General features: G+C 73.5%; 22 protein-coding genes and 1 pseudogene. 8 read left to right on the forward strand and 15 right to left on the reverse strand.

What is annotated here, in order from left to right; genetic code table 11:
• On the reverse strand, positions 1-552 hold a 552-nt coding region (locus tag VG869_00985; protein HEV3449754.1), incomplete at its 3' end, for an amidohydrolase family protein.
• 85 nt (positions 553-637) lie between these two features.
• On the opposite strand from VG869_00985, the gene VG869_00990 reads away from it, so the two are divergent.
• Both VG869_00990 and VG869_00995 read left to right on the forward strand, forming a co-directional pair.
• Positions 638-1,855, forward strand: a complete 1,218-nt coding sequence (locus tag VG869_00990; GenBank protein ID HEV3449755.1) for a cytochrome P450 — start codon at positions 638-640, stop codon at positions 1,853-1,855.
• Positions 1,856-1,886: 31 nt separating this feature from the next.
• Complete coding sequence (locus VG869_00995; GenBank protein ID HEV3449756.1) at positions 1,887-2,954, forward strand: phosphotransferase family protein; 1,068 nt, start codon at positions 1,887-1,889, stop codon at positions 2,952-2,954.
• Here the strand turns inward: VG869_00995 and VG869_01000 are convergent.
• Positions 2,951-3,322: a hypothetical protein gene (locus VG869_01000; GenBank protein ID HEV3449757.1), complete on the reverse strand. Its 372-nt coding sequence runs from the start codon at positions 3,320-3,322 to the stop codon at positions 2,951-2,953. The genes VG869_00995 and VG869_01000 overlap by 4 nt on opposite strands.
• Between VG869_01000 and VG869_01005 the strand changes: the two genes are divergently transcribed.
• Both VG869_01005 and VG869_01010 read left to right on the forward strand, forming a co-directional pair.
• Positions 3,312-4,397, forward strand: a complete 1,086-nt coding sequence (locus VG869_01005) for an ABC transporter substrate-binding protein (GenBank protein HEV3449758.1) — start codon at positions 3,312-3,314, stop codon at positions 4,395-4,397. The two genes, VG869_01000 and VG869_01005, sit on opposite strands and share 11 nt — an antisense overlap.
• Complete coding sequence (locus tag VG869_01010; protein ID HEV3449759.1) at positions 4,397-5,212, forward strand: coniferyl-alcohol dehydrogenase; 816 nt, start codon at positions 4,397-4,399, stop codon at positions 5,210-5,212. The genes VG869_01005 and VG869_01010 overlap by 1 nt, the downstream gene beginning before the upstream one ends.
• Positions 5,213-5,219: 7 nt before the next feature.
• Here the strand turns inward: VG869_01010 and VG869_01015 are convergent, their stop codons facing one another.
• Both VG869_01015 and VG869_01020 read right to left on the reverse strand, forming a co-directional pair.
• On the reverse strand, positions 5,220-6,254 hold the full coding sequence (locus VG869_01015) for an aldo/keto reductase (GenBank protein HEV3449760.1): 1,035 nt from the start codon (positions 6,252-6,254) through the stop codon (positions 5,220-5,222).
• 49 nt (positions 6,255-6,303) lie between these two features.
• Positions 6,304-7,833: an AMP-binding protein gene (locus tag VG869_01020; protein ID HEV3449761.1), complete on the reverse strand. Its 1,530-nt coding sequence runs from the start codon at positions 7,831-7,833 to the stop codon at positions 6,304-6,306.
• Positions 7,834-7,944: 111 nt separating this feature from the next.
• Here VG869_01020 and VG869_01025 point away from each other — a divergent pair, with 111 nt between their 5' ends.
• On the forward strand, positions 7,945-9,255 hold the full coding sequence (locus VG869_01025) for a hypothetical protein (protein HEV3449762.1): 1,311 nt from the start codon (positions 7,945-7,947) through the stop codon (positions 9,253-9,255).
• Positions 9,256-9,286: 31 nt separating this feature from the next.
• Here VG869_01025 and VG869_01030 read toward each other — a convergent pair.
• The 4 genes and pseudogenes from VG869_01030 to VG869_01045 form a co-directional block, all read right to left on the reverse strand.
• Positions 9,287-10,387, reverse strand: a pseudogene (locus tag VG869_01030) (alpha/beta fold hydrolase).
• Positions 10,388-10,398: 11 nt separating this feature from the next.
• Positions 10,399-11,241 (reverse strand): SDR family NAD(P)-dependent oxidoreductase, encoded by an 843-nt coding sequence (locus VG869_01035; GenBank protein HEV3449763.1) that lies wholly within the window; start codon positions 11,239-11,241, stop codon positions 10,399-10,401.
• Positions 11,242-12,393, reverse strand: coding sequence for an epoxide hydrolase (locus VG869_01040; GenBank protein HEV3449764.1), 1,152 nt, complete (start codon positions 12,391-12,393; stop codon positions 11,242-11,244). It abuts the gene before it with no gap.
• 1 nt (position 12,394) lies between these two features.
• Positions 12,395-13,288 (reverse strand): SDR family NAD(P)-dependent oxidoreductase, encoded by an 894-nt coding sequence (locus VG869_01045; protein HEV3449765.1) that lies wholly within the window; start codon positions 13,286-13,288, stop codon positions 12,395-12,397.
• Between the two features lie 150 nt (positions 13,289-13,438).
• Here VG869_01045 and VG869_01050 point away from each other — a divergent pair, with 150 nt between their 5' ends.
• Positions 13,439-14,266, forward strand: a complete 828-nt coding sequence (locus tag VG869_01050; protein HEV3449766.1) for an SDR family oxidoreductase — start codon at positions 13,439-13,441, stop codon at positions 14,264-14,266.
• A 212-nt stretch (positions 14,267-14,478) separates the two neighbouring features.
• Here the strand turns inward: VG869_01050 and VG869_01055 are convergent, their stop codons facing one another.
• From VG869_01055 to VG869_01085, 7 genes are all read right to left on the reverse strand, one after another.
• The gene (locus VG869_01055) at positions 14,479-15,186 is read right to left on the reverse strand and encodes a hypothetical protein (GenBank protein ID HEV3449767.1); all 708 of its coding nucleotides are present in this window, start codon (positions 15,184-15,186) and stop codon (positions 14,479-14,481) included.
• A gap of 189 nt (positions 15,187-15,375) precedes the next feature.
• Entirely contained in the window at positions 15,376-16,305 is a 930-nt protein-coding gene (locus VG869_01060) for a cyclase family protein (protein HEV3449768.1), read from the reverse strand.
• Positions 16,302-17,483: a phytanoyl-CoA dioxygenase family protein gene (locus tag VG869_01065; protein ID HEV3449769.1), complete on the reverse strand. Its 1,182-nt coding sequence runs from the start codon at positions 17,481-17,483 to the stop codon at positions 16,302-16,304. Before VG869_01065 ends, VG869_01060 begins: the two co-directional genes overlap by 4 nt.
• Positions 17,480-18,469 (reverse strand): LLM class flavin-dependent oxidoreductase, encoded by a 990-nt coding sequence (locus VG869_01070; GenBank protein HEV3449770.1) that lies wholly within the window; start codon positions 18,467-18,469, stop codon positions 17,480-17,482. The genes VG869_01065 and VG869_01070 overlap by 4 nt, the downstream gene beginning before the upstream one ends.
• Before the next feature lie 150 nt (positions 18,470-18,619).
• Entirely contained in the window at positions 18,620-19,801 is a 1,182-nt protein-coding gene (locus tag VG869_01075; GenBank protein ID HEV3449771.1) for a glucosaminidase domain-containing protein, read from the reverse strand.
• A gap of 275 nt (positions 19,802-20,076) precedes the next feature.
• The gene (locus VG869_01080) at positions 20,077-21,273 is read right to left on the reverse strand and encodes an amidohydrolase family protein (GenBank protein ID HEV3449772.1); all 1,197 of its coding nucleotides are present in this window, start codon (positions 21,271-21,273) and stop codon (positions 20,077-20,079) included.
• 206 nt (positions 21,274-21,479) lie between these two features.
• Positions 21,480-22,301: a hypothetical protein gene (locus VG869_01085; GenBank protein HEV3449773.1), complete on the reverse strand. Its 822-nt coding sequence runs from the start codon at positions 22,299-22,301 to the stop codon at positions 21,480-21,482.
• Between VG869_01085 and VG869_01090 the strand changes: the two genes are divergently transcribed.
• Together VG869_01090 and VG869_01095 are read left to right on the forward strand one after the other, a co-directional pair.
• Positions 22,300-23,220: an SDR family oxidoreductase gene (locus tag VG869_01090; protein HEV3449774.1), complete on the forward strand. Its 921-nt coding sequence runs from the start codon at positions 22,300-22,302 to the stop codon at positions 23,218-23,220. The genes VG869_01085 and VG869_01090 overlap by 2 nt on opposite strands.
• 35 nt (positions 23,221-23,255) lie before the next feature.
• Complete coding sequence (locus VG869_01095) at positions 23,256-24,062, forward strand: enoyl-CoA hydratase/isomerase family protein (GenBank protein HEV3449775.1); 807 nt, start codon at positions 23,256-23,258, stop codon at positions 24,060-24,062.
• Positions 24,063-24,083 lie beyond the last annotated feature (21 nt).

The following is a 24,083-nucleotide window of genomic DNA, read 5'->3' on the forward strand; positions in this document are numbered from 1 at the left end:
CTCCCGGACGATCTTCGCCATGGCGGCGATGTCGTCGGGCGACGCCGGCTCGTTGTGCGCGCCCCGGTCGCCCATGACGTAGCCGCGGACGGCGCCGTGGGGGACCTGGGTGGCGACGTCGAGGGCCAGCGGCTGGGCGTCCAGGAAGTCGAGGAACTCGGGGAACGTCTCCCAGCCCCAGCGCATGCCGGCCGCCAGCGCCGTCCCCGGGATGTCCTCGACGCCCTCCATGAGCCCGATGAGCCAGTCGCGGCGCGCCGGGCGCGCCGGCGCGAAGCCCACCCCGCAGTTGCCCATGACGATCGTCGTCACCCCGTGCCACGACGAGGGGGCGAGCGTGGGATCCCACGTCACCTGGCCGTCGTAGTGGGTGTGGACGTCGACGAAGCCGGGGGTGACGACGCAGCCGGTGGCGTCGAGCACGGCGGCGGCCTCGGCGTCGACCCGGCCGACGGCGGTGATGCGGCCGTCGTCGACGGCCACGTCCCCCGGTCGCGGCGCCCCGCCGGTGCCGTCCACGATCGTGCCTCCGCGGACCACCAGGTCGTGCATCGCTCTCCCCGCGTCGTGGACGGCCGTCCGGCCAGATCGTAACGTGTTCCAGTCTGGCCCGGCTGGGCCGACCGAGGAGGACGCTGTGAGTGCAACGACGCTGACCGACGTCGATCTCGCCAACCTCGACACGTTCGTGGCCGGCGTCCCGCACGACATGTTCGACCTGCTCCGCCGCGACGCGCCCGCCTACTTCCACCCGGAGCCCGACGGCCCCGGGTTCTGGTGCGTCGTGCGCTACCCCGACCTCCAGCAGCTGAGCCACGACTGGTCGGACTACTCGAGCGAGTCGGGCATCACGCTCTTCGAGGTCGACGACGAGCAGCTCGAGCAGCAGCGGATGATGATGCTGATGATGGACCCGCCGCGGCACACGAAGCTGCGGCTGCTCGTGAACAAGGGCTTCACGCCCCGCGTCGTCGGCCGGCTCCACGACCGGATCCGGGAGGTGGCGGTCGACATCATCGAGCGCGTGGCGCCCCGCGGCGAGAGCGACTTCGTCGTCGACGTCGCCGCCGAGCTGCCCCTCCAGGTCATCGCCGAGATGATGGGCGTCCCGCAGGCGGACCGTCACAAGGTGTTCGAGTGGAGCAACCGGCTCATCGGCTCCGAGGACCCGGAGTACGCGGTGACCGCCGAGGACGCCATGGGCGCGGCGACCGAGATGTTCTCGTACGCCAACGACCTCGCGACCGACAAGCGCGCCCACCCGAGCGACGACATCGTGAGCACCCTGCTCGCCGCCGAGGTGGAGGGCGAGCGCCTCACCGACCTCGAGTTCGACCTCTTCTTCGAGCTGCTCGCGGTGGCCGGGAACGAGACGACGCGCAACCTGATCTCGCACGGCATGCTGGCGCTCGTCGAGCACCCGGACCAGCGCCAGCTGCTCCTCCACGACCGGTCGCTGCTGCCGTCGGCGGTCGACGAGATGCTCCGCTACGCGTCGCCGGTCATGTACATGCGCCGGACGGCCCGGCGCGACCTCGAGCTGCACGGCGAGACGATCCGGGCCGGCGACAAGGTCGCGCTGTGGTACATCGCCGCCAACCACGACCCGGCCGTGTTCGAGGACCCCCACCGCTTCGACGTCCGGCGCCAGCCCAACGAGTACCTGGCCTTCGGCGGCGGGGGCCCGCACTTCTGCCTCGGCGCCCACCTCGCCAAGCTGGAGATCACGGTGATGTTCGAGGAGCTGCTGGCGCGGCTGCCCGACATCGAGCTCGCCGGGCCGGTCGAGCGGCTCCGCTCGAACTTCATCAACGGCATCAAGCACATGCCGGTCACGTTCTCGCCCGCGGGGTAGCGGCCGTCGACGGCGCTCGGACGACGCCCGCGTGGGTGCTCCCGGACCGGGCGTCGGGCCGCTGACCGACCCGCCCGGCCTCGACCGCGACCGCGTCACGGCGTGGCTGCGCGACCGCGTCGACGCGGCGCCGCCGCTGCGCTTCTCGCTCGTGCCGGCGGGCGGCTCGAACCTCACCTACCGCGTGGACGACGCCGCCGGGCACCGGTGGGCCCTGCGCCGTCCCCCGGTGGCCGCCGTGCTCGAGACCGCGCACGACGTCACCCGAGAGTGGCGGATCCTCGAGGCGCTCGGGCGGCACACCGACGTGCCGGTGCCGCCGACGGTCGCCTACTGCGGCGACGCCGACGTGACCGGCGCGCCCTTCTACCTGATGCGCTTCGTGGACGGGCGGGTCCTCCGCACCGAGGCCGACGCGTCGACGCTGACGCCGGGCGCGGCCGAGACTGCCACCGACTCGCTCGTCGACGCGCAGGTCGCGCTCCACGCCGTCGACCCGGACGCCGTCGGCCTCGGCGACCTGACCCGCCACCGCCACGACTACGTCGCCCGACAGCTCCACCGGTGGCGGGCCCAGGTCGAGCGGGCGAAGGTCCGCGAGCTGCCGCGCCTCGACGACCTCCACGATCGGCTGGCGGCGACGGTCCCGCCGGCGGCGGGCCCCCCGTCCCTCGTCCACGGCGACTACCGCTTCGACAACACCATCCTCGGGGACGACCACCGGATCGTCGCCGTCCTCGACTGGGAGCTGGGCACGATCGGCGACCCCGTGGCCGACTGCTGCTGGAGCCTCCTGTACTGGGTCGACCCCGGGGACCCGGCGCCGTTCCTCCCCGCCGCGCCGACGCTGGCGCCGGCCCTCCCCCGCCGCGCCGAGGTGGCGCGCCGCTACGCCGCCCGCTCCGGGCGCGACCTCGACGCGCTCCCGTGGTTCACGGTGTTCGGGTACTGGAAGATGGCCTGCATCGTCGAGGGCGTCTACACCCGACGCCGCCGGGGCAGTCGGGGCGGCGCCGCCAGCCAGGACCTGGCCTCGATCGCGGACCGGGTCGTCGCGCTGCTCGACCGTGCCACCGAACTGGCGTCTGGCGTCTGTTAGACCGGTCGCGACGCCGCCGCACCGGGGAGCACCGTGGACCGCAGGTCAGTCATCGTGGCCGGTGTGCTGGCGGGCGTGCTCGCCGCCGCGCTCGGCGTCGGCATCGCCCTGAGCAGCGGCGGCGGCGGGCAGTCGGTCCGGACGCCCTCCGGCTCTGCGACCACCACGTCCTCGGCGAGCGTCGCCACGACCACGACGACGGCCACGACCACGACGATCGTCCCGCCGAAGACGGTCCCCACCCTCCCCCCGCCCACGGTGGTGATCCAGCCCGGGTCGTCGACGACCGCGGCGCCGACCACCCCGACGACCGTCCCCGGCGGCAGCGACATCGGGATCACCGCCCGCGAGGTCCGCGTGGCCGTCATCGCCGACGACATCGCGGTGGCCCGCGGGGTCCAGGCCTGGGCGCAGGCCGTCAACCAGGCCGGCGGGCTGGCGGGGCGGAGCCTGCGGGTCGAGGTGCGGCTGGTCACGAGCCCGGCCGGCTACGCCGCCGCCGTCACCGCCGCGTGCGCCACCGACTTCGCCGTCGTCGGGTCGAGCTCCCAGTTCGACGGCCAGAGCGACGCGCTGTCGTGCGGCGTCCCGGAGCTCGCCACCCGCATCTTCGACGTCGCCCACCGCAGCCGCCCGAACGCGTACGCGGCCATTCCCGCCGTGGCCGGGCTGGAGCGGGTCGGCGCGTTCAAGCGGATCCTCGCCACGACGAAGGGCTGCTGCCGGCAGTCCGTGCTCGTCCCCGCCACCGAGCCGGGCCGCGCCGCGACGCAGCAGTCGCTGCGGGCGGCGGTCGAGGTCGGCTTCACGACCGCAGGGACGCCCGACGTCGGGCCGGGCGCCGACTACGCCGGCCTCGTGCGCGACCTCGTCGCCCAGCAGGCGACGTTCGCCCGCAGCGGCCTCGGCGCCGGCTCGACGGTCCAGCTGCGCCAGGCCGCGGCCGCGAACCCGGGCTCGCGGATCGTGAAGGCCTGGTACTGCGACGCCAGCTGCGACGACCCGAGCTTCCTCGCCGCCGGCGGCGCCGCGGTCGAGGGCCAGCTCGTCGACGTGGGCCTGAACCCACTCCTCGACCAGCACCGCATCCCGACGATGGCGGCCTACGTCCGGGCGGCGAAGCGCCTCGGGACGCCGACCACGCTCGCCGGCCTCGAGTCCTACAGCGCCGGCCTGCTCTTCGAGCGGGTGGCCCGACAGGTCGTCGCCGCCAACGGCACCAACGGCCTGACCCGGGTCCGGCTCCTCGGTGCCGTCGCCGGCGTGCACGACTTCGATGCCGGCGGGATCCTCGGCATCACCGACGTCGCCGGCCGCCAGCCGACGGGCTGCTTCGCGCTGCTGCGGGTCCACAATGGCCACTTCGTGCGCTCGTTCCCCGTCGAGCCCGCCGGGCTCGACTGCGGGACCCAGAACCTGCGCACGGTCCCGACGGGAGGCTGATGGCACCGTTTCGATACGACGACCAGCGGGTCGTGATCTCCGGCGCGTCCTCGGGGATGGGGGCGGCGACGGCCGCCATGCTCGTCGACGCCGGCGCCGAGGTGTACGCCCTCGACGTCCGCGAGGTGACGGTCCCGGTCGCCAAGGCCTTCGAGACCGACGTCGGCGACGCGGCCGCGGTCGACCGGGCGCTCGCCGCCATCGGCCCGCCGGTCCACAAGCTCTTCAACGTGGCCGGCGTGCCGCAGACGCACCCGCCCGAGCGGGTGTTCGCGGTGAACTTCCTCGGCTTGCGCCACCTCACCGAGCAGGCGGTGGCGCTGATGCCCGAGGGCGGCGCGGTGGCGAGCGTGGCGTCGCTGGCGGGCATGGGATGGTCGGAGCACCTCGCCGCGATCAACGAGGTCCTTGACCTGCCGGACCTCGATGCCGGCCGCGACTGGGCCGCCGCCCACCTCGCCGGCCTCGGTGACCCGTACTTCTTCTCGAAGGAGTGCGTGATCGTGTACACGTTCCGCGAGGCGCCCCGGCTCAACCGGACGCGCGACATCCGCATCAACTGCGTGAGCCCCGGTCCCGTCGACTCGCCGATGATGGTGGACTTCCGCGCCGCGCTGTCGTCGGCGACCATCGACTGGACCGCGACGCAGGCGAACGGGCGGCTGGGCCGGCCGGAGGAGATGGCGCCGCCGCTCCTCTTCCTGAACAGCGACGAGGCCAGCTACGTGAGCGGCCACAACCTGCTCGTCGACGCCGGCTTCACGGCCGCGATGACGACGGGCCAGGTCGACTTCGCGACCCTGCCCTCGACCTGAGCCGCGGTCAGCGGGGACGCCGGCGGCTGGACCGGGACAGCCCGGGCGGCCGCCACGGGTCGCCGTCGCCAATGTCGGTCCCGGGCGGGACCACGGCGTCGATGGCGTCGAGCGTCGACTCGTCGAGCCGGAGGTCGTGACCGGCCAGGGCGTCCTCGAGCTGGTCCATCGTGCGGGGTCCGATGATCGCCGAGGTGACGGCCGGATGCTCGAGCACGAAGGCGTGCGCGAGGTGGGTGAGCGACACCCCCGCGTCGGCGGCGACGGCGCGGACCTGCTCGACGACGTCGAGCCGCTGCTCGTGGGCCTGGCGCTGCCGCTCGTCGTCGAGGCGGCCGGCGCCGAACCCGCGGGCGAGGCGCGAGCCCTCCGGCGGTGGCTGCCCCCGCCGGTAGCGGCCGGTCAGCAGCCCGCCGGCGAGCGGGCTCCACGGGATGACGCCGATGCCGTAGCGGGCGCAGGTGGGCAGGACCGCCCGCTCGATGCCGCGCCGGAGCACCGAGTACGGCGGCTGCTCGCACACGAACCGCTCCCGTCCCCGTCGCTCGGCCGCCCACTGGGCCTCGACGACGTACTCGGCCGGGAACGTCGAGTGGCCGAGGTAGCGGACCTTGCCCTGGTGGACGAGGTCGCTGAGCGCGCCGAGGGTGTCGTCGATGTCGGTGGCGTCGTCGGGGCGGTGGATCTGGTACAGGTCGAGGTAGTCGGTGTCGAGGCGCTCGAGGCTGCGCTCGACCTCCTGGAGGATCCACCGCCGCGAGCCGCCGCGGCGGTTCGGTTCGGCCCCCATCGGGGCGAAGAACTTCGTGGCCAGGACGACGTCGTCGCGCCGACCCTTCAGGGCCCGCCCCACGATCTCCTCCGACTCCCCGGCCGAGTACACGTCGGCGGTGTCGACGAAGTTGACGCCGGCGTCCAGGGCGCGGTGGATGATGCGCACGCAGTCGTCGTGGTCGGGGTTCCCCCACGCCCCGAACATCATCGCCCCGAGGCAGTAGGAGCTGACCTGCACCCCCGTCCGACCGAGCGTCCGCAGCTCCATCCGCCCACCTTAGGGTGGGCGGCGATCCGACGGCAGCCCGTGCCGTCGGCTACGGCGCCGGCTGCTGGCCCCAGTACGGGGCGCGCAGCTTGAACTTCTGGAGCTTGCCGGTCGCGGTTCGGGCCAGCTCGGTCCGGAACTCGATCGACGTCGGGCACTTGTAGTGCGCGAGACGGTCGCGGCAGTGCTCGATCAGCTCGGGCTCGGTGACCGACGAGCCGTCGGCGAGCACGACGAGGGCCTTGACGGTCTCGCCCCACCGCTCGTCGGGGACGCCGATGACCGCGACCTCGGCGACGGCGGCGTGGGAGAACACGCAGTCCTCCACCTCGATCGAGGAGACGTTCTCGCCGCCGGTGATGATGACGTCCTTCTTCCGGTCCGAGATGACGAGGTACTCGTCGTCGTCGATCGATCCCCCGTCACCGGTGTGGAACCATCCGTCGTCGAGGGCGCGCGCGGACTCCTCGGGCTGGTTCCAGTAGCCGTCCATGACCACGTTGCCGCGGGCCAGGACCTCGCCCTCGTCATCGACGCGGAGCCGGACGCCGATCGTCGGCGCGCCGGCGCGCGCCAGCCGGGCGGCTCGGTCGGGCGGGCTCAGGTCGTCCTCCTCGGCCCGCCGCCGGTTCATGGTCAGCAGCGGCGCGGTCTCGGTCAGGCCGTAGATCTGGACGAACTCCCAACCGAGCTCGGTCTCGATCCGCTCGATGGTCCGGGTCGGCGGGGGCGCGCCGGCGACGGTGACCCGCACCCGGCCCCGGCCGGGGACGTCGCCGGGCCAGGCCCGGGCCGCGTCGAGCACCGTGTTCACGACCGTGGGGGCGCCGTTCAGCAGGGTGACGCCGTGCTGGTCGATGCGGCGGAGGATCTCGGCGCCGTCGACCTTGCGGAGCACGACGTGGCGGGCGCCCATCCCGGTCACCGCGTACGGCATGCCCCACCCGTTGCAGTGGAACATCGGGAGCGTGTGGAGGTACACGTCGCGGTCGCTGACGCCCAGGTGCCACCCGAAGACCACCGCGTTCACCCACACGTTGCGGTGCGTGAGCTGCACGCCCTTCGGACGGGCGGTGGTGCCGCTGGTGTAGTTGATCGTGGCGGTGGCGTCCTCGTCGGCGTCCCAGGGCCGCGGCTCCACGTCATGGCGGTAGAGGACCTCGTCGCTGTCGGCGCCGAGCACGAACCGGTGCCGGGTCGGCACGCCCCGGAGCGCGTCGTCGAGCTCGGGGTCGACGAGCAGGGCGGTCGCGCCGGAGTGCTCGACGATGTAGGCGATCTCGTCGGCGTTGAGCCGGAAGTTGATCGGGACCAGGATGCGACCCCACCCGCTGACCCCGAACAGGGCCACCAGCAGCCGGGCCGCGTTCTGCGACACGATCGCGACGCGCTCGCCGAACCCGATGCCGAGCGCGTCGAGGGCGGCGGCCTGCGCGCTCGCGAGCCGACCCGCCTCGCCGTACGTCAGCGGGCCGAGCGGGCGGGCGGGCTGGTCGGGCTCGTCGACGATCCCGCAGCGATCGCCGTACACGAGGGCAGCCCGATCGAGGAAGTCCCGGACCGTCAGCGGCACCCGCATCGCGCACCCCCAGTCGGTCGACCGCGCGCGGCGGATCGCCTCGGGGACGACCCGCCTCGAGGGACGGTAGTCGGTAAGGTCGGCGAGCCGAGCGGGGCGAGCGGAGGCGTGATGCGGACCGGTTGGGGGGCCGTCCTCGCGACGGCGACGCTGCTGGCGGCGGGAACGCCTGCCGTCGCGCGCGCCGCCGCGCCGACGAGCCGGCCCGGCGTCATCCAGGTCCCGGGCGGCGCGCCGACCGTCCAACGCGCCGTCGACGCGGCCAAGCCCGGCACGCTGATCCTCCTCGCGCCCGGCGTGTACCACGAGGCGGTCACGGTCGGGCGCGCCCATCGCGACATCGTGATCCGAGGCGAGGACCGAGCCCGGACGGTCGTCGACTGTGGCTTCGCCGCCGACCTCAACCACCGCGACGGCTTCAAGGTCCTCGCCGACGGCGTCGCGATCGAGAACCTGACCGCGCAGAACTGCACCGGCAACGGGTTCCTCTGGCAGGGCGTCCGGGGCTACCGGGGCTCGTACCTGACCGCGATCCGCAACGGCGACTACGGGGTCTACGCCTTCGCCTCGACCCGCGGCGTGTGGGACCACGACTTCGCCATGGGGAGCCCCGACGCCGGCTTTTACATCGGCCAGTGCTACCCGTGCCACGCCGTCATCACCGACGTCGACTCCGAGTGGAACGGGCTCGGCTACTCCGGGACCAACTCGGGCGGGGACCTGCTCATCGTCCGGTCCCGCTTCCACGACAACCGGTCCGGCGTCGTGCCGAACAGCGGGAGCGGGGAGGCGAACCCGCCGGAGCGGGCCACGACGATCGTCGGGAACGCCGTCTACTCGAACAGCAACCGCGCCACCGCGGCCATCGACATCGCCGCGGTGGCGACCGGCACGGGCATCCTCCTCGCCGGGGGGGACGACAACCTCGTGGAGCGGAACCTCGTCTACCACCACGACCTCGCGGGGATCTCGGTCGTCCCGCTCCCCGAGCAGGTCCTCCAGCCCGGCCCGAAGGCCCAGAACTTCGACGCTCACCGCAACCGCGTGATCGGCAACGTGGTCCGCACCAGCAACTTCGACCTGGTCCTGGTGAGCACGATCAACTCGGCCACCGACGCGGGCGCCAACTGCTTCTCCGCCAACGCGCACGCGACGAGCATCCCGAGCGACCTCGAGCAGGTGGCCCCGTGCGCCGGGCCGGCCTCGGGCCGGTTCCAGACCGACCTCGGCCGGTTCGCGGCGCTGCTCAGCTCGTCGACCGCGACCCCGCCCGACTTCCGGGCCGTGTCGCTGCCGTCCCCCCCGCTCCTGCCGAACCTCCCGAACCCGCGCCACGCGCCCGTCCGTCCCGCGACGAACGAGCCGTCGCTGCGCGTGGCGCTCAGCCAGGTGGCCGTCCCGGCGCCACCGACACCCGGGTAGGCCGGCCCGCGGCCGAGCCAGTGGCCGCGAGTCAGGCGACGGAGGCGAAGAAGGCGCGCAGGTCGTCGACGAAGAGGTCGGGGACCTCCATCGCCGCGAAGTGGCCGCCGCGGGGCAGCTCGGCCCAGCGCGTCACCCGGTATCGACGCTCGACCCACGCCCGCGGCGGACGCGTGACCTCGCCGGGATACAGCGCGATTCCGGTCGGGACCTCCACCCGGGCCTGCGGGAGCGCCGCCCGTCCCGCCTGGCGCATCTCCCAATACAGGCGGGTCGACGAGGTGGCGGTGCGGGTGACCCAGTAGAGCGTCACGTTGTCGAGCAGCCGGTCGGCGGAGAACGAGGCCAGGACGTCGTCGCCGTCCGACCAGCCCCGGAACTTCTCGACGATCCACGCGCAGAGGCCGACGGGCGAGTCCTCGAGCCCGTAGCCGAGCGACTGGGGCCGGGTGCCCTGGATCTCCTGGTAGCCGGCGCCGTCGCGCCGCCACTCGGCGAGCGCGGCGAGCGCCCGCTCCTCCTCGGCGGTCGGGGCCGGGCCCTCCGCGGGCCGGGGCGCGACCACGAAGTTGAGGTGGAGGCCGGCCACCCGCGCCGGCGCCAGGTCGGCCACGTTGGCGGTGACCAGCGAGCCCCAGTCGCCGCCCTAGGCGCCGTAGCGGTCGTAGCCGAGCGCCGCCATCAGCTCGACGAACGCGGCTGCGATGCGGCGCGGGTGCCACCCGCGCTCGCGGGTCGGGCCGGAGAAGCCGTAGCCGGGCAGCGACGGGGCCACGACGTGGAACGTCTCGGTCAGCGCCGGGAGCGCGTCGAGGAACTCGACGACCGAGCCGGGCCAGCCGTGGACGAGGAGCAGCGGCAGCGCGTCGGGTGACGAGGATCGGGCGTGCACGGCGTGGATCGGCTGCCCGTCGATCGACGCCCGCACGTGGTCGTACCGGTTCAGCTCCGCCTCGAGGCGGCTCCAGTCGTAGCCGTCGCGCCAGTAGCTGACGAGCTCGGTGAGGAAGCCGAGCTCGGTGCCCTGGTCCCAGCCGATGCCCGAGACCTGGTTGGGCAGCCGGGCCCGGGCCAGCCGCCCGCGCAGGTCGGCGAGGGTCTCGTCCGCGACCGCGACCCGGAACGGCTCCACGGCGAGGGGCATCAGTCGAACTGCGCCGTCGGTGGCATGCTCCGGGCGAGGAGCGCGTCGTACCGCGCGCGGACGAGCGGCTCGTAGCCGTCGGTGGTGGGGATCCAGAACTGGCCGGCGCGAACGGCGTCGAAGACGATGGCCGCGACCTCGTCGGGGTGCCGACCCCCGCTGCTCGTCTGCTCCTTGAGGACCTGGGCCACGAAGTAGTGGTCGGCGGCGGTGACCTCGCTCGGCGGCTCGTCCGGCCGGTTCCGCGTCGAGTCGGCGATCCGGGTGTCGACGAGGCCGGGGACGAGGCACGACACCCCGATCGAGGCGCCCTGCGCCCGCAGATCGTGCGCGAGGCACTCGGTGAGGGCGGCGGCGGCGAACTTCGACACGACGTACGGGCCGCTGTACGCGACGCTGATGAGCCCCGCCATGGACGCCGTGTTCACGATGTGGGCGTCGGCGTCCTGCTCGAGCATGCGGGGCACGAAGGCGCGGATGCCGTGCAGGATCCCCCACACGTTGACGCCCATGACCCAGTCCCAGTCGGCTTGGGTCCGCTGCCACACCACGCCGGCCTGGAACACGCCGGCGTTGTTGCAGAGCAGGTGGACGGCGCCGAAGCGCTCGTACGCGGCGTCGGCGAGTCCCCGTACGTCGGACTCGCGGCTGACGTCGGCGCGGATCCCGATCGCCGCCGCGCCGAGGCCGGCGACCTCGGCCACCGCGGCCTCGAGCGCGGGGCCCTCGACGTCGGCGAGCACGACACGCATCCCCTCCCGCGCGGCGTGCCGGGCGAGGCCGAGTCCGATGCCGCTCGCCGCCCCGGTCACGACCGCGACGCGCCCGTCGAACCGGTCCATTCAGCGCCGCGGGCGGAAGCACGCCCGGACGTCGTCCACGAACAGCTGGGGCTCCTCCATGGCCGCGAAGTGCCCGCCCCGGGGCATGTCGGCGAAGTGGACGAGGTTGTACTGCCGCTCGGCCCAGCGCCGGGAGCTCGAGATGAGCTCCTTCGGGTAGCGGGCGTACCCGGTCGGCGTCTCCACCCGAGCGCCGAAGGGCAGGGCCCCCGATCGCAGGGCCCGGTCGAACTCGGCGTAGAACCGCACCGACGAGGTCGGGGTCCCGGTGACCCAGTACAGCATGACGTTGTCGAGCAGCTGGTCCTTCGTGAACGACCGCTCGATGTCGCCGTCACAGTCGGACCAGGCTCGGAACTTCTCCACGATCCAGGCGCAGAGGCCGGCCGGCGAATCTTCGAGGGCGAAGCCGAGCGTGTGCGGCCGCGTCGACTGGATCCGGAAGTAGCCGCCCTCGCCGTCCATCATCCGGGCGAGCCCGTCGAGCCCGGCCTGCTCGTCCGGGGTGTACGTGGCGGGGTCGGTGTCGCCGGGGTCGGGGAAGAGCATGTTGAGGTGGATGCCCGCCACGTGGCCCGGGTCCGCCAGCGCGAGCTGGCTCGTCACGAAGGCGCCCCAGTCGCCGCCCTGGGCGACGTACCGGTCGTAGCCGAGGCGCGCCATGAGCTCCGACCACGCACGGGCCACGCGGGCCGGGTGCCAGCCGCGCTCGTGCGTGGGTCCCGAGAAGGCGTAGCCCGGCAGCGACGGGGCGACGACGTGGAAGGCGTCGGCCGGGTCGGCGCCGTGGCCGGCGGGGTCGTGCAGCGGGCCGAGCACGTCGAGGAACTCGACGACGGAGCCGGGCCAGCCGTGGGTGATGAGGAGCGGGAGGGCGTCCGCGGCCGGCGACCGGGCGTGGACGAAGTGGATGCGCTGGCCGTCGATCTCGGTGGTCGCGTGCGGCAGCTCGTTGAGGCGTGCCTCGCGCGCCCGCCAGTCGTACCCGTGACGCCAGTAGGCCACCAGGTCCCGGAGGTAGACGTCGTCGGTGCCGTAGTCCCACCCCGCGTCAGGGATCGGCGCCGGGTAGCGCGTGTGCTCGAGTCGACGACCGAGGTCCTCGAGCACGGCGTCGGGGACCTGCACCCGGAACTCGTCGACGCTCGCCACGTCAGAGGCGGAGGGCGAAGCCGTCGCGGATCGGCTCGCGCTCGTCGAAGTAGGGCTTGAGGGCGGCGTCGACCTGCTCCGGTGTCCAGCGGTCCTCGACGCGGAACTGCCGGGCGATGGTCGGTCCCGCGAGGACGTTGATCTGGCGGCCCCAGACGACGAACACCTGCCCCGACACCCGGGCTGCGTCGGGGGACGCGAGGTACGCCACGAGCGGCGACACGTTCTCGGGTGCGAACACCTCGAAGTCCCCCTCGGTGACGTCGAAGCCGCCGAGGGGCTCGGTCATCTGGGTGAGCGCGCGGGGGGCGATGGCGTTGGCGGTGACGCCGTGCCGGGCCATCCCGTTGGCAGTGCTGAGCGTGAGCTGGATGATCCCGCCCTTGGCCGCTGCGTAGTTCGGCTGGCCGGCGCTGCCGACCAGGCCGGCCTCCGAGGTCGTGTTCACGATCCGGCCGTAGACGGGGCCGCCTGATTCCTTCGACTGGGCCCGCCAGTGCTCCACCGCGTGGCGGGTCGGACAGAAGTGGCCCTTCAGGTGGACGCGGATCACCGCGTCCCACTCGTCCTCGCTCATGTTGAAGATCATGCGGTCGCGCAGGATCCCGGCGTTGTTGACGAGGACGTCGAGGCTCCCCCAGGTGTCGATGGCGAGCCGCACGAGCTTGCCGCTGTCGTCCCAGCTCGACACGTCGCCGGCGTGGGCGAGTGCGGCACCGCCGCTCGCCTCGATCTCCGCCGCGACCTCCTCGGCGGGGTTGTCGCTCCCGGGCGGCGCGTAGTCGTTCACGACGACGCGGGCTCCCTCCGCGGCCAGCGCGAGCGCGTGGGACCGTCCGAGGCCCCGTCCGGCCCCGGTGACGATCGCGACCCTTCCGTCCAGCATCCTCGGCATGCGCGGCTGACCTCCTGTGCCGTCGCGGCCGCGGGACTCTAACGCCCCGGTCGCCTCGGCGACCCGGGCGCGCGCCGCGCCGGCCGGTGGTACCGACGCGGGCGAAGGCGTCGAGGAGTCGGGCGACGCCGCGCTCTAACGTTCTCGGTCGTGACTCGGCGCGTCGCCCTCGTGACCGGTGCGAGCCGCGGCATCGGCAAGGCCACGGCGCTGGCCCTCGCCGATCACGGCCTCGACGTCGCGGTGACCGCCCGCACCGTCCGGGAAGGCGAGGGCGTGGACGACTCGGACACGGCCGGCCGGTCGGTGCCCGGCAGCCTCGAGACGACGGCCGCGCTCGTCGAGGCCCGGGATGTCCGTGCCCTCCCCGTCCCGATGGACCTCCTCGACCGGTCGTCGCTCGCCGCCGCGGTCGACCGCACGCTCGAGGGCCTGGGGCGGATCGACGTGCTCGTGAACAACGCCGTCCACACCGGCCCGGGGAGCATGCTGCGCGTCGAGGACACGACCGTCGAGATGCTGGAGACGAAGCTGGCGGCCAACGTCGTGAGCCAGTTCGTGCTCGTGCGGACGGTGCTGCCGCACATGCTGGAGCGGGGCGACGGGACGATCGTGGACGTCACGTCGACCGTGGCGATCAGCGACCCGGCGGCACCGGCGGGCGAGGGCGGATGGGGCGCCGCGTACGCGATGTCGAAGGGCGCCTTCCATCGGCTCGTCGGCATCCTGGCCGTCGAGTACCCGCAGCTGCGGTTCCACAACGTTGACCCGGGCTACGTCGTCACCGAGCGCATGGAGGCCAACGCCCGCGCCCTCGGCCTCGAGGGGGTCTATCCGGGTGCCCCGCCGTCGGTGCCGGCGAGCGTCATCGCGTGGCTGGCGACGGCGCCGGAGGCCGCCGAGCTGTCGGGCCAGACCATCTCGGCCCAGCGGTTCGCGAAGGAGCGCGGCCTCCATCCGCCGTGGTGGCGGCGATAGCCGCGCCAGCGATGGGCCTCGCCGACGGTGGCAGCTGATCTCGGGAGTCGCGACGACGCCCGGGCGACGGTCCTCGGAGATCTCGGCGTACCCCCTCCTGGGCCCGAGGGGGCCGAGCCAACGTTCGAGCGCCGTCGCGAGGGACGGTCGCGCGATGGGTCACGAGTCGGGGACGGTGGGTCGACCCGCTCGGGGGTGCCGATCCTCCTCGCTCAGCTCGTGACGGCGCGCGTCGGGAGGCCCAGCGCGGCCTGCAGTCTCGTGACCGAGGCTCCGAGGACCGCCGGCAGCGTCACGGTGATCGGGCTGGTGTCGTTCTCAAAGTCGAAGGTGTCGAGCGCGCGCCCGACGCGGACGATGACGAGCTTCACGTACAGCGACTGCGAGATGCCCCGAGCTGTGAACGTGACGGTGAGCGCAATCGCCGTCTGGTCGTCGCCGGCCGTGACACCTGAGCTCGCGGGCTCGGAGACGACGGCGAGGTGCTGGACCGACGAGGACAGGCCTTTCTTCGCGAGTTCGGCTCCGATCGCGTTTTTGAGGAGCTGCTGCAGGCAGTTGCTCAACGCGGTGCCCTTCGCCGCCGTGAACGGCTTGAGGGCGTGCGCGACGTCCGGGTAGACGACGACGCCGTTGTCGACGGTCACCCTCCCATCCGTGAAATCGGACCGCGAGTCAGCGTGGGTCCCGGTCTTGCTGTTCGCCAGCAGCACCTCGAATTGCCGGCAGACCGGGATCTTCGAGAAGATGCTGCTCGGAAAGGAGCTGCTCGGGCTCCGCGGCTTCGGTGCCCAGCCGTTCGGAAAGTCTTGGAGCGTCAGGACGCCTGCCTGCGCGACGCCCTTGTCCGGGTTCGAGGCCGCCGACGCCGCTCCCCCGGTGATCGCGAGGCCCGCGACCAGCGACACCCAGACCGCCATCGCTCCGGTTCGTCGCATCCGCCCCCCACTTCCCACACGGTGACCAGCTGCCACTTCGTTCTCGATGATCGGCGCGTCACTTCGCATCCTGTACTCAGGAGTCCGCCGTCGGCAACGCAGTCACAACTAGGTCGAAGCCCAATTCGGGCGCTTCGCGGCACGGGCTCGGTCTGGGCCCCTGGTGCCAGTTCAGGTGATGGCGAGAGCGTTGGGCGGGGATCCGATGCCGCCGGGGAGTCGCAGTGGCGCGCTCGTGAACAAGAACTCGTAGATCGCCCGCCGCGCGCAGTCCTCGGCCAGGGCGTCGAGGTCGAAGAACTCGCCGAGCGGGATCCCGAGGAGCGCGAGCACGCGCGCATGCACGGTGTCGTCGAATCCCCCGCCGTGCGGCAGCGCCGCCGAGACCGGGAGCGGCTCGACGGCCGGGTTGTCGACCGCGAGGGCGGCGACCTCGTGGTCCCACAGCCAGGCCGCGAGGTCCGGCCCGGGCCCGAGGCCCGGGGTTCGAAGGTCCTCGAACGAGCGGCTGGCGGTCGAGACCGCCGCTCGGCCGGCGGCGTCGAGGTCGCGGTACCAGGAGAGCCAGCCGACGCGGACGCAGCAGACGTCGCCGGCCTGGACCTCGACGCCCTGCGCGGCCGCGGTCTCGTCGAGCAGAGCCGGCGTCACCACGAAGGGCTCGTCGCCCGGGATCGGCCGTTGTCGAGCCACGTCGAGGAGCACGCCCCGGCCGACGATGCCGTCCTCGGACCACGCCAGGATGCCGGGGGCGGCGCGCACCTGATCGGCGGTGCGACCCCCGAAGAACCCGTTGGAGTGGGCGATGTGGCCGAGCCCGTCCCACTGGGTCGAGGCCTGCGGGAAGAAGTTGTCGAGCTTGTCGTCGAGGACGTTGGCGCGCAGGTTGAAGACCTCGTGGCGCATGGCCTGACGCCCGAAGAACGGCGGGTCGGGGACGTCGAGCGGCAGGTCGAGCGGGAACCGGATCCCGCGCCGCACCAGCGTTGCCGCCGTCCGCGCCCGTTCCGGCGTGAGCGACGACAGCGACCCGACGTCGGGATCCAGGAGGTGCCAGGCGCAGCCGTCGGGAAGCTCCCGATACCGGGGGCGGACGCTCACCGCCCGGCTTTCACCTCGTCGACCGAGCGGACCCGGGCGTCCCGCTCGAAGAGCACGTCGTTGTACCCGCGGCCGGGGCCGACGTACGCGACCGTCTCCGGCCGCACGTAGCTCGCGTAGAGCGCCCGCCGCCCCGGACCTGAGCCGGTCGGCGGCGGCGCCGCGTGCAGCACGTGCGGATCGTGCACGGTCACGTCGCCAGGCTCCGTGTCGACCGCGACCACGGGCAGGCGCGCCGCCGCGGACTCCTGGAGCTGGTGGCACGACGTGCCCTGCGAGCCGGCCAGGAACCGGAGCTGGCCCGCGTCGGCGGTGGCGGCGTCGAGCTGGACGCCGATCTGGACGCCCGGGCAGATGACCGGGTGGCCGCCCAGCCCGCAGTCCTGGTGCCAGGGCAGGTCGGCGAGGCCCTCGACCGCCCCCGGCTGCTTGATGACCGCGGCGAACCCGTCGAGGCAGTCGAGCGTCGGCACCAGCCCTTCAGGGCCGAGGCCGGCGAGGCGCCGGATGCGATCGTCGTCGACGAGGGCCGCGATCCGCGCCGACGCGAGCGTCGTGTAGGTCACTCGGCAGCACACCTCGTCCCCGTCCGCGCGCGTCGCCCACCAGGAACGCCCGTCGCCGGGCCGGGCCGCGTCCACGAGCCGCTCGACCTCCGCGACGAGCTCGTCCACCTCGGCCGGCGCGAACACGCCACGCAGGTGCACGAACCCGGTCTGGCGGAAGAAGCCGGGCCAGTCGTCGTCGGCCAGCGCGAACGAGCGCACCAGCGGGTCGGGAAGCTCCGCCGTGTCGGCGTCGTAGACGGGCCGGCCGTGGAACAGCGCGCGCACGGCCGGCTCCCATCGGGCCAGGTCGTCGAAGCTGCCGCGCGGGAAGGACACCTGGCTCGCGTAGAGGAGCCCGAAGCAGGTCCGGAGCTCGTTGGCGTAGTCGGACCACGCCGGCGCATCCAGCTCGGCGACGGTGGCCGCCTCGGCGTCCCCGGGCACGAGGTCGACCGTCTCCGCGCCGGGGACGTACGTCCAGGACGCGCCGCCGGCGAGGCGGAACGCCAACGGTGCCGCGCCGCGCAGGTCCCGGGCCGCCAGCCGGCCGTGGCCGGCGGCGATGCGACGCGGGAGCTCCTCCTCGTGGAAGCGGTCGAAGTCGACGGGCTCGAAGCGCAGCTCGGTCATGACGCCGGGCGCAGACGCGGGAGCACGGCGCGCTCGAAGAGCTCGATCGACGTCCAGCCCAGCTCGGGGGGGATGCCGCCCATCAGCGGGTGCAGGAGCACCGACCCGTCGGCGTCGGCGGCGAGGGCGACGCACTCGTCGGGTGTGAGCACCTGGTACACGCCGCTGGCCCGGACGTCCTGCCACGTCGTCGCCCCGGCGACGTCGACCGCGGAGCGCTGGGGGCCCTCCTGCCAGGACTCGTAGGTCTGGGCGTCGAAGAGGGCGTGGGGTCCGATCTCGGCCCAGGCCTTATCGGGGTCCTCGGCCACGAAGACGAAGCCCGGTCCTGCCGGCAGGGAGCAGAACCCGGTGTCGAACCCGACGGCCGCACTCTCCTCGGCGTAGATCTCGGCCAGGCGCGGGTCGCCGACGGCGGGGAAGAACCCAGAGCGCAGCCGCGCCGCCCGCCGGGCGGCCACCTCGGTGGAGCCGCCGAGCATGATCATCGGCCCGCCCGGCGTGGCCGGCGTCGGCGTCACGACGATCTCGCGACCCCGCCAGGTGAACGGCTCCCCGGTCCACGCTCGGCGCAGCACGTCGACGGTCTCTTCCACGAGCCGGCCCCGCTCGGCCCGCTCGACGCCGGCCATCGCGAACTCGACGCTGCGATACCCGGCGCCGAGGACGAGGCTGACCCGGCCCGGCGCGGACAGGTCGAGCACGACCAGCTGCTCGGCCAGCCGGACGGGGTCGTGCAGCGGCGCGAGGACGGCGGCGACGTTGAGGCCGATGCGCGAGGTGCGGCCGAGCATCGCGCCGGCCAGCGTGAGGGGCGCGGGAAGGTAGCCGTCGGGCGCGCCGTGGTGCTCCGAGAGGATGACGAAGTCGAGCCCGACGCCGTCGGCCCAGGCCGCCATGTCGAGGGCGGCTTCGTACTGACGGGCGTGGGTCGTCGGCGCGAAGTCGGGGACCCGGAGGTCGAAGCGCAGCCCGAGCATCGCCATCGTCGCTTGCCTCCCGGCCTCGGGGCGCATCGACGCCGCGGACGACGCCCTCGACGGGCGGATGATAGAGGGTGGCGCGGTTTCCGAGCGCGGGCGTCGGCGGCGTGCCGCGGTCCCGGCCCGGGGGCGGCCGGGACCGCGGCCCTGCCCCTATCCTCCGCCTTGCGCGAACGCGACCATTGCGTTGAAGACGTGGATGACCTTCCCGGAGTAGTTCGGGTCGGTCGCCCAGTTGCCGTGCCCCATGTCCTTCCAGGTCGGGGCCCAACCCTTGGCGAAGAAGGTGTCGAAGTTCGTCGCCGCCGTGGTCGGGTCCGGCCCGTACCAGAACGGCGACGGCGGGTGGTGCAGCCTGGCCGCCCGAGACGACGAGTCGGCGTAGTTCAGCAGGTGCTGGATCTGGGCCCGGATCCCGTCGCGCGGCGTCGGGAACGAGGTGCCGTTCCTGCAGCTGTCGCACCAGCCCATCCCGGCGTAGTTGTTCGCGGGTGCCGCCTCAAAGCCGCCGGTCTCGACGACGGCCTGGGCGAAGGCGAAGTCCCCACGCACGCCTTCGTCGTTGCCCTCCTGGATGTACAGCTGGGCCAGGGCGTCGACGCTGGTCTCGATGTGCGGGTGGTAGCCCTGGGAGCGGATCCATCCGCCCATCTGCGCCGCGGTGAGCACCGACGGTCCCTGGATCGGCTCGCGGCCGGCGGCGCGGAGGGCGCCGAGCTCCTTGGCCCGCTGCAGGGCGACGTTGGCGTCGGCGACCCGCTGGTTCATCAGCGCCTGCTCGGCCTGCGCCTGGACCGCCAGCTGGTCGAGCTGGGCCTGCTCGGCTTGGAGCGCGCCCTGCTCGTGCTGCAGCTGGCCCTCGGTCTGGGCCAGCTGGACCTGGATCGCGGCGAGCTGGTCGGCATGCGCGTGGTCGACGCGCGCCGCGTCCTCGGCGAGGACCCGGCGGCGCACCTGGTCGAGGGAGGGGTCGGGCACGAGGGCGTCGTACTGGCCGAGCGGTCCGTGGGCCGTGTAGAGCGCCGCCGCCCGTTGCCGCAGGACGGCCCGCAGCTGGTCCTCCTGCGCCTTCAGGATCGGGATCTGCGCCTGGAGCTGGGCGATCCGGGCCTGGTTGGCGGCCAGCTGCGCCTGCACGGCCGCCCGCTGCTGGTTCGTCGCCGCGACCTTGTCGGCGGCCGCGTGCGCGTCGGCCTGGGTCTGCTGGAGGCTGGCGAGCGCCTGCGCGACGACCGGGTCCTGCGTCTGGGCCGCGACGTGCGTCGCCGCCACCGACACCGCCAGCAGCCCGACGGTGAGCGCGGCGACCCATCCCGTCGGGCGTCGGAGCGGCACGGCGGCACAGGTTAGGGAATCAGCCGCCACATCAGCAACAGAGGCCTCACCGGCGTGGGCTCGCGGTGGCCGCGGCCCTCGCGCCCGCACTGCCCGCTCGATGTCCGGCCGCGGCCGGGCCGGGCTCGCCGTCTCCGCCCGGCCCCCGGAGGCGGTCCTGGTCCCGGCTCGGCTGGGCGCGCGCGTGGCGGGCGGGGACGGGACCGGCGCGCCGGGAGGAACCGGTCGGACGCGCGCTCGGCTCGACGGTCGGCGTCAGGCCGACCGGGTCGTCCTCAGTCGAGCGGCAAGGACAGCATCCGGATCGCGTTGCCGCGCATGATCTTGTAGATGGCGTCCTCGTCGAGGTTCTTCGTGAGCCGCTCGGCGACCTCGCGGGTGTGCGGCCACGTCGAGTCGGAGTGCGGGTAGTCGGTCTCGAAGGTGATGTTGTCGACGCCGACCTCCTCGAGCGAGTCGAGGCCGTGCGCGTCGTCGAAGAAGCAGCCGTAGACGTGCTCCCGGTAGTACTGGCTCGGCGGCTTGCGGACCTTGCTCTCGAGGCCGGCCCAGGCGCGGTTCTGCTCCCAGACGACGTCGGCGCGTTCGAGGATGTACGGGATCCAGCCGATCTGGCCCTCGGAGTACGCGATCTGCAGGCGCGGGTGCTTCTCGAAGACGCCCGACATCAGGAAGTCGACCATCGACATCGCTGCGTTCATGTACGTGAGCGTGGAGCTGACCCCGGCGGGGGCGTCCGCGGACGTCGACGGCATCCTCGACGACGAGCCGATGTGCATGCACACGACGGTGTCGGTCTCGGCGCAGGCGCCGAAGAACGGGTCCCAGTACCCGTCCGCGTCATGGACGGACGGCAGTCCGAGGAACGGGGGGATCTCGGTGAAGCACACGGCGTGGCCGCCGCGACCGGCGCTGCGTCGCACCTCGCGGGCGGCGAGCTCGGCGTCCCAGAGCGGGATGAGCGGCAGCGGGATCAGCCGTCCACCGGACGGGCCGCACCACTCGTCGAACATCCAGTCGTTGTACGCCTGCACGCAGAGGAGCGCGAGGTCCTTGTCGTCAGCCTCGAGGAAGGTCTGACCGCAGAAGCGGGGGAAGGTGGGGAACGAGAGGCTCGCCTCGGTCCAGTTGGCGTCCATGTCCTCGAGCCGGGCCTTGGGGTCGAAGCAGCCGGGGCGCATCTCGTCGAAGGTGATGGCGGTGACCTTCACCTCGTCGCGGTCGAACCCCACCGCCGCGGACAGCCGCGTCAGCGGATAGACGAGGTCCTCGTAGAGCCACCAGTCGCACATGGGGCCGTCGGTGCCGGGCGCGTAGCTGAACTTGCCGCCCACGAACGTCATCTCCCCGAGTGGGGCGCGCATCGTGCGCGGGCCGATGTCCCGGTACTTCGCCGGCAGCCGGTCCTGCCAGACGCCGGGGGGCTCGACGACGTGGTCGTCCACCGAGACGACCTTCGGGAATTCGGCCATACGTCGAGCATAGGCCGGTCCCGTCCGCCACCAGCGGGGGGTCGCGACGCCAGCGCCGCGCCGCTCGGTCGCGTCCCAGGGAGCCGTGAGCGACGCGGACGGCGGCCCGCCGCGCCCGTCGGGGTCGCGTGCCCGTGACCGGCAGCCGGCGCGGACGCCTCGACCTCACCGCCGGTCCGGGCGCTCGGGGCGGAGGGAGGCCCGGGTCACGCCCAGCCGCGGGGGCGGACGGTCCGGCCCCGGTTCCAGATCACGACCAGCCCGACGATCGCCAGCAGGGCGCCGATGACGGCGAGCACGACCGTCTGCTGCACGAACGAGCGCGTGACCGTGTCATACCCGGCGAGGAACGCGGCCCGTTGCGTCGGGGTCCCCGTCTGCTGCTCGAGCAGCGACCGCCCCGGCTTCACGACCGCGACGAGTCCGAGCGCCAGCACCGTCGTCGCGGCGCCGATCGCGATGCACACGCTCCCCCGGCGTCGGGCCGCCACGAGGGCGCCGGCGAGAGCCACGAGGGCGAGGATCGGGACCGCGACCGCCGCGCCCTGGACGACCTGGACCCCCTCCCAGACCGCCGGCGCGTCTCGTCGGCGCAGCACCGTCACCGGCGCCAGCGTGAGGCCCGGCGGGATCCGGCTCGCGACCGTCGGCGGCAGCTGGGCGCGGACCGCGGGCAGGAGCGGGTTCACGTCGAGCTGCAGCGGATCGTGGCCCTGCCGGAGCTGGTCGTGGGTGCTGGCCAGCACGTCGTCGAGAGCGGGGCGCACGGCCGGCGACGCCAGCACACGCGCGACCACCGGGCGCAGCACCACCTCCCGCCCCGCGAGCCCGGGCGCCGAACCCGCGAGCGCGCTGACGACGCGCTCGGCGAGCGCGTCGCGCACCGCCGACCGGTCCAGCACCTGCTCCCCGAGACGCACGAACGGCGTGGTCCCGGCGACCTCGCGCTCGACCCACACGCCGAGGTCGGCGAAGGGCACCAGCAGCACGGCGAGCACCGCGAGGAGGACGGCCAGGGTCGTGCGCATGAGCGCCGTTAGTGTGTCCACCCCCGCCCCGCCCGGAGGCATCATGCCGCTGCCCGCGCCGCCCCCCGAGGGCTCGACCCCCCTGCCGGCCGGCACCTACACGGGTCAGACGGTGATCGTCACCGGCGGCGGCACCGGGCTCGGCCGGGCGATCGCGGTCGAGTTCGCTCGGCTCGGGGCCTCGGTGGCCGTCGCCAGCCGCGACGAGGGGCACCGCACCGCGGGTGTCGCCGCGGTGGCCGCGGCGGGCGGGCGGGGCTTCGGGGTCGCGTGCGACGTGCGCGAGCCGACGCAGCTGGCGGCCGCGTTCGATGCCGTCGAGGCCGAGCTCGGACCGGTGGACGTCCTCGTCAACAACGCCGCCGGCAACTTCCCGGTGCCCGCCGAGGACCTCAGCCCGAACGGTTGGCGCGCCGTGACGCAGATCGTCCTCGACGGCACGTTCTTCGGGTGCCGCGAGCTCGGGCGTCGGCGCATCGCCGACCAGCGGCCGGCGTGCATCGTGAACGTGGGCGCCGCTTACGCCTGGACCGGCGGCCCCGGCTTCGCGCACTCGGCCGCGGCCAAGGCCGGGGTCAAGAACCTCACCGAGACCCTGGCCGTCGAGTGGGGGCCGTACGGGATCCGGGTGAACGGGCTGGTGCCGGGGCTGTTCCCCCACGAGGACGAGGCCGAGCACATCACGGCGGGCGTGCCTGGCCGCGGTCAGGCCGAGGACCGCCGGACGCCCGCGCACCGCGTCGGTCACCCCCGCGAGCTGGGTTGGGCCGCCGTCTACCTGTGCTCGCCCTGGGCCAGCTACGTGACCGGGCACACCCTGGTCGTCGACGGGGCCAACTGGCAGCGGCGCCACCTCCTGATGCCCGAGTTCGCCCCGATCCGCGAGCAGCTCGGGCGCGGCCCGTTCGCGTCCGCCTGACCGAGGCTCGAGGCCCAGACCGTCGAGGAGGAACCGTGACGGAGCCGGAGTTCGTGACGCTCGACGTCGAGCCGCCGCTCGCGATCATCACCCTGGCCCGACCCGAGAAGCTGAACGCGTGGTCCTGGGCGTCGGCCCGACAGCTCGCCGCCCGAGCCGACGAGCTGCGGTTCGACGACCGCGTCCGCGCCGTGCTGCTCCGCGCCGACGGCCGGGCGTTCTGCGCCGGCGTGGACCTCGGCATGCCGGAAGACCGCGTCACCGGGCGCTCCCCCGCCGAGAAGACCCGCAACTACTACGAGCGCTTCCGGTGGGTCCACGAGCGGTTCCACGTGCTCGCCAACCTGCCGCAGCCAGTGGTCGTCGCCGTGCACGGCTACTGCCTCGGCGCCGGCCTCGAGATCGCCATGATGGGAGACATCCGCGTCGCGTCCGACGACGCCATGTTCGCGCTCCCCGAATCGGGCGTTGGGGTCGGGATCGATTCCGGTGGTGACCTCCGCCTGGTGACCGAGATCGGCGCCGGGTGGACGCGTCTGCTCGCCTACACCGGCCGTCGTATCGACGCCGCGACCGCGTTGCGGCTCGGCATCGTCCAGGAAGTCGTGCCCGCCGACGGGCTGCTCGCCCACGCACGCGCGCTGTGCGACGAGATCGCGGGGAAGGCCCCGCTGGCCGTTCAGGCCATCAAGCGGACGATCAACTTCTGGTCTGAACGCGGGATGGCCGAAGCGATGCGGTTCGTCGCGATGAGCTCGGCGCCGAACTTTGTCTCCGACGATATGGCGGAGGGGTACCAGGCGATGGCCGAACGCCGCGAGGTCCGCTTCGAAGGCAAATGACCTCGGGCCCGGCTGGGGCTG

It is taken from the genome of Acidimicrobiia bacterium (genome assembly GCA_035948415.1).
Classification (GTDB): Bacteria; Actinomycetota; Acidimicrobiia; order IMCC26256; family PALSA-555; genus PALSA-555.

Bases quoted from the DNA above. Each gene is read 5' to 3' on its own strand.
- VG869_01020 (HEV3449761.1), bottom strand. From the start codon at position 7,833: ATGCGGGTGCCGCTGACGGTCCGGGACTTCCTCGATCGGGCTGCCCTC.
- VG869_01015 (HEV3449760.1), bottom strand. From the start codon at position 6,254: ATGGAGCTGCGGACGCTCGGTCGGACGGGGGTGCAGGTCAGCTCCTAC.
- VG869_01070 (HEV3449770.1), bottom strand. From the start codon at position 18,469: ATGGCGATGCTCGGGCTGCGCTTCGACCTCCGGGTCCCCGACTTCGCG.
- VG869_01025 (HEV3449762.1), top strand. From the start codon at position 7,945: ATGCGGACCGGTTGGGGGGCCGTCCTCGCGACGGCGACGCTGCTGGCG.
- VG869_01010 (HEV3449759.1), top strand. From the start codon at position 4,397: ATGGCACCGTTTCGATACGACGACCAGCGGGTCGTGATCTCCGGCGCG.
- VG869_01055 (HEV3449767.1), bottom strand. From the start codon at position 15,186: ATGGCGGTCTGGGTGTCGCTGGTCGCGGGCCTCGCGATCACCGGGGGA.
- VG869_01080 (HEV3449772.1), bottom strand. From the start codon at position 21,273: ATGGCCGAATTCCCGAAGGTCGTCTCGGTGGACGACCACGTCGTCGAG.
- VG869_01045 (HEV3449765.1), bottom strand. From the start codon at position 13,288: ATGCCGAGGATGCTGGACGGAAGGGTCGCGATCGTCACCGGGGCCGGA.
- VG869_01090 (HEV3449774.1), top strand. From the start codon at position 22,300: ATGAGCGCCGTTAGTGTGTCCACCCCCGCCCCGCCCGGAGGCATCATG.
- VG869_01000 (HEV3449757.1), bottom strand. From the start codon at position 3,322: ATGACGGCCACGCGGACCTCGCGGGCGGTGATCCCGATGTCGCTGCCG.
- VG869_01085 (HEV3449773.1), bottom strand. From the start codon at position 22,301: ATGCGCACGACCCTGGCCGTCCTCCTCGCGGTGCTCGCCGTGCTGCTG.
- VG869_01035 (HEV3449763.1), bottom strand. From the start codon at position 11,241: ATGGACCGGTTCGACGGGCGCGTCGCGGTCGTGACCGGGGCGGCGAGC.
- VG869_01065 (HEV3449769.1), bottom strand. From the start codon at position 17,483: ATGACCGAGCTGCGCTTCGAGCCCGTCGACTTCGACCGCTTCCACGAG.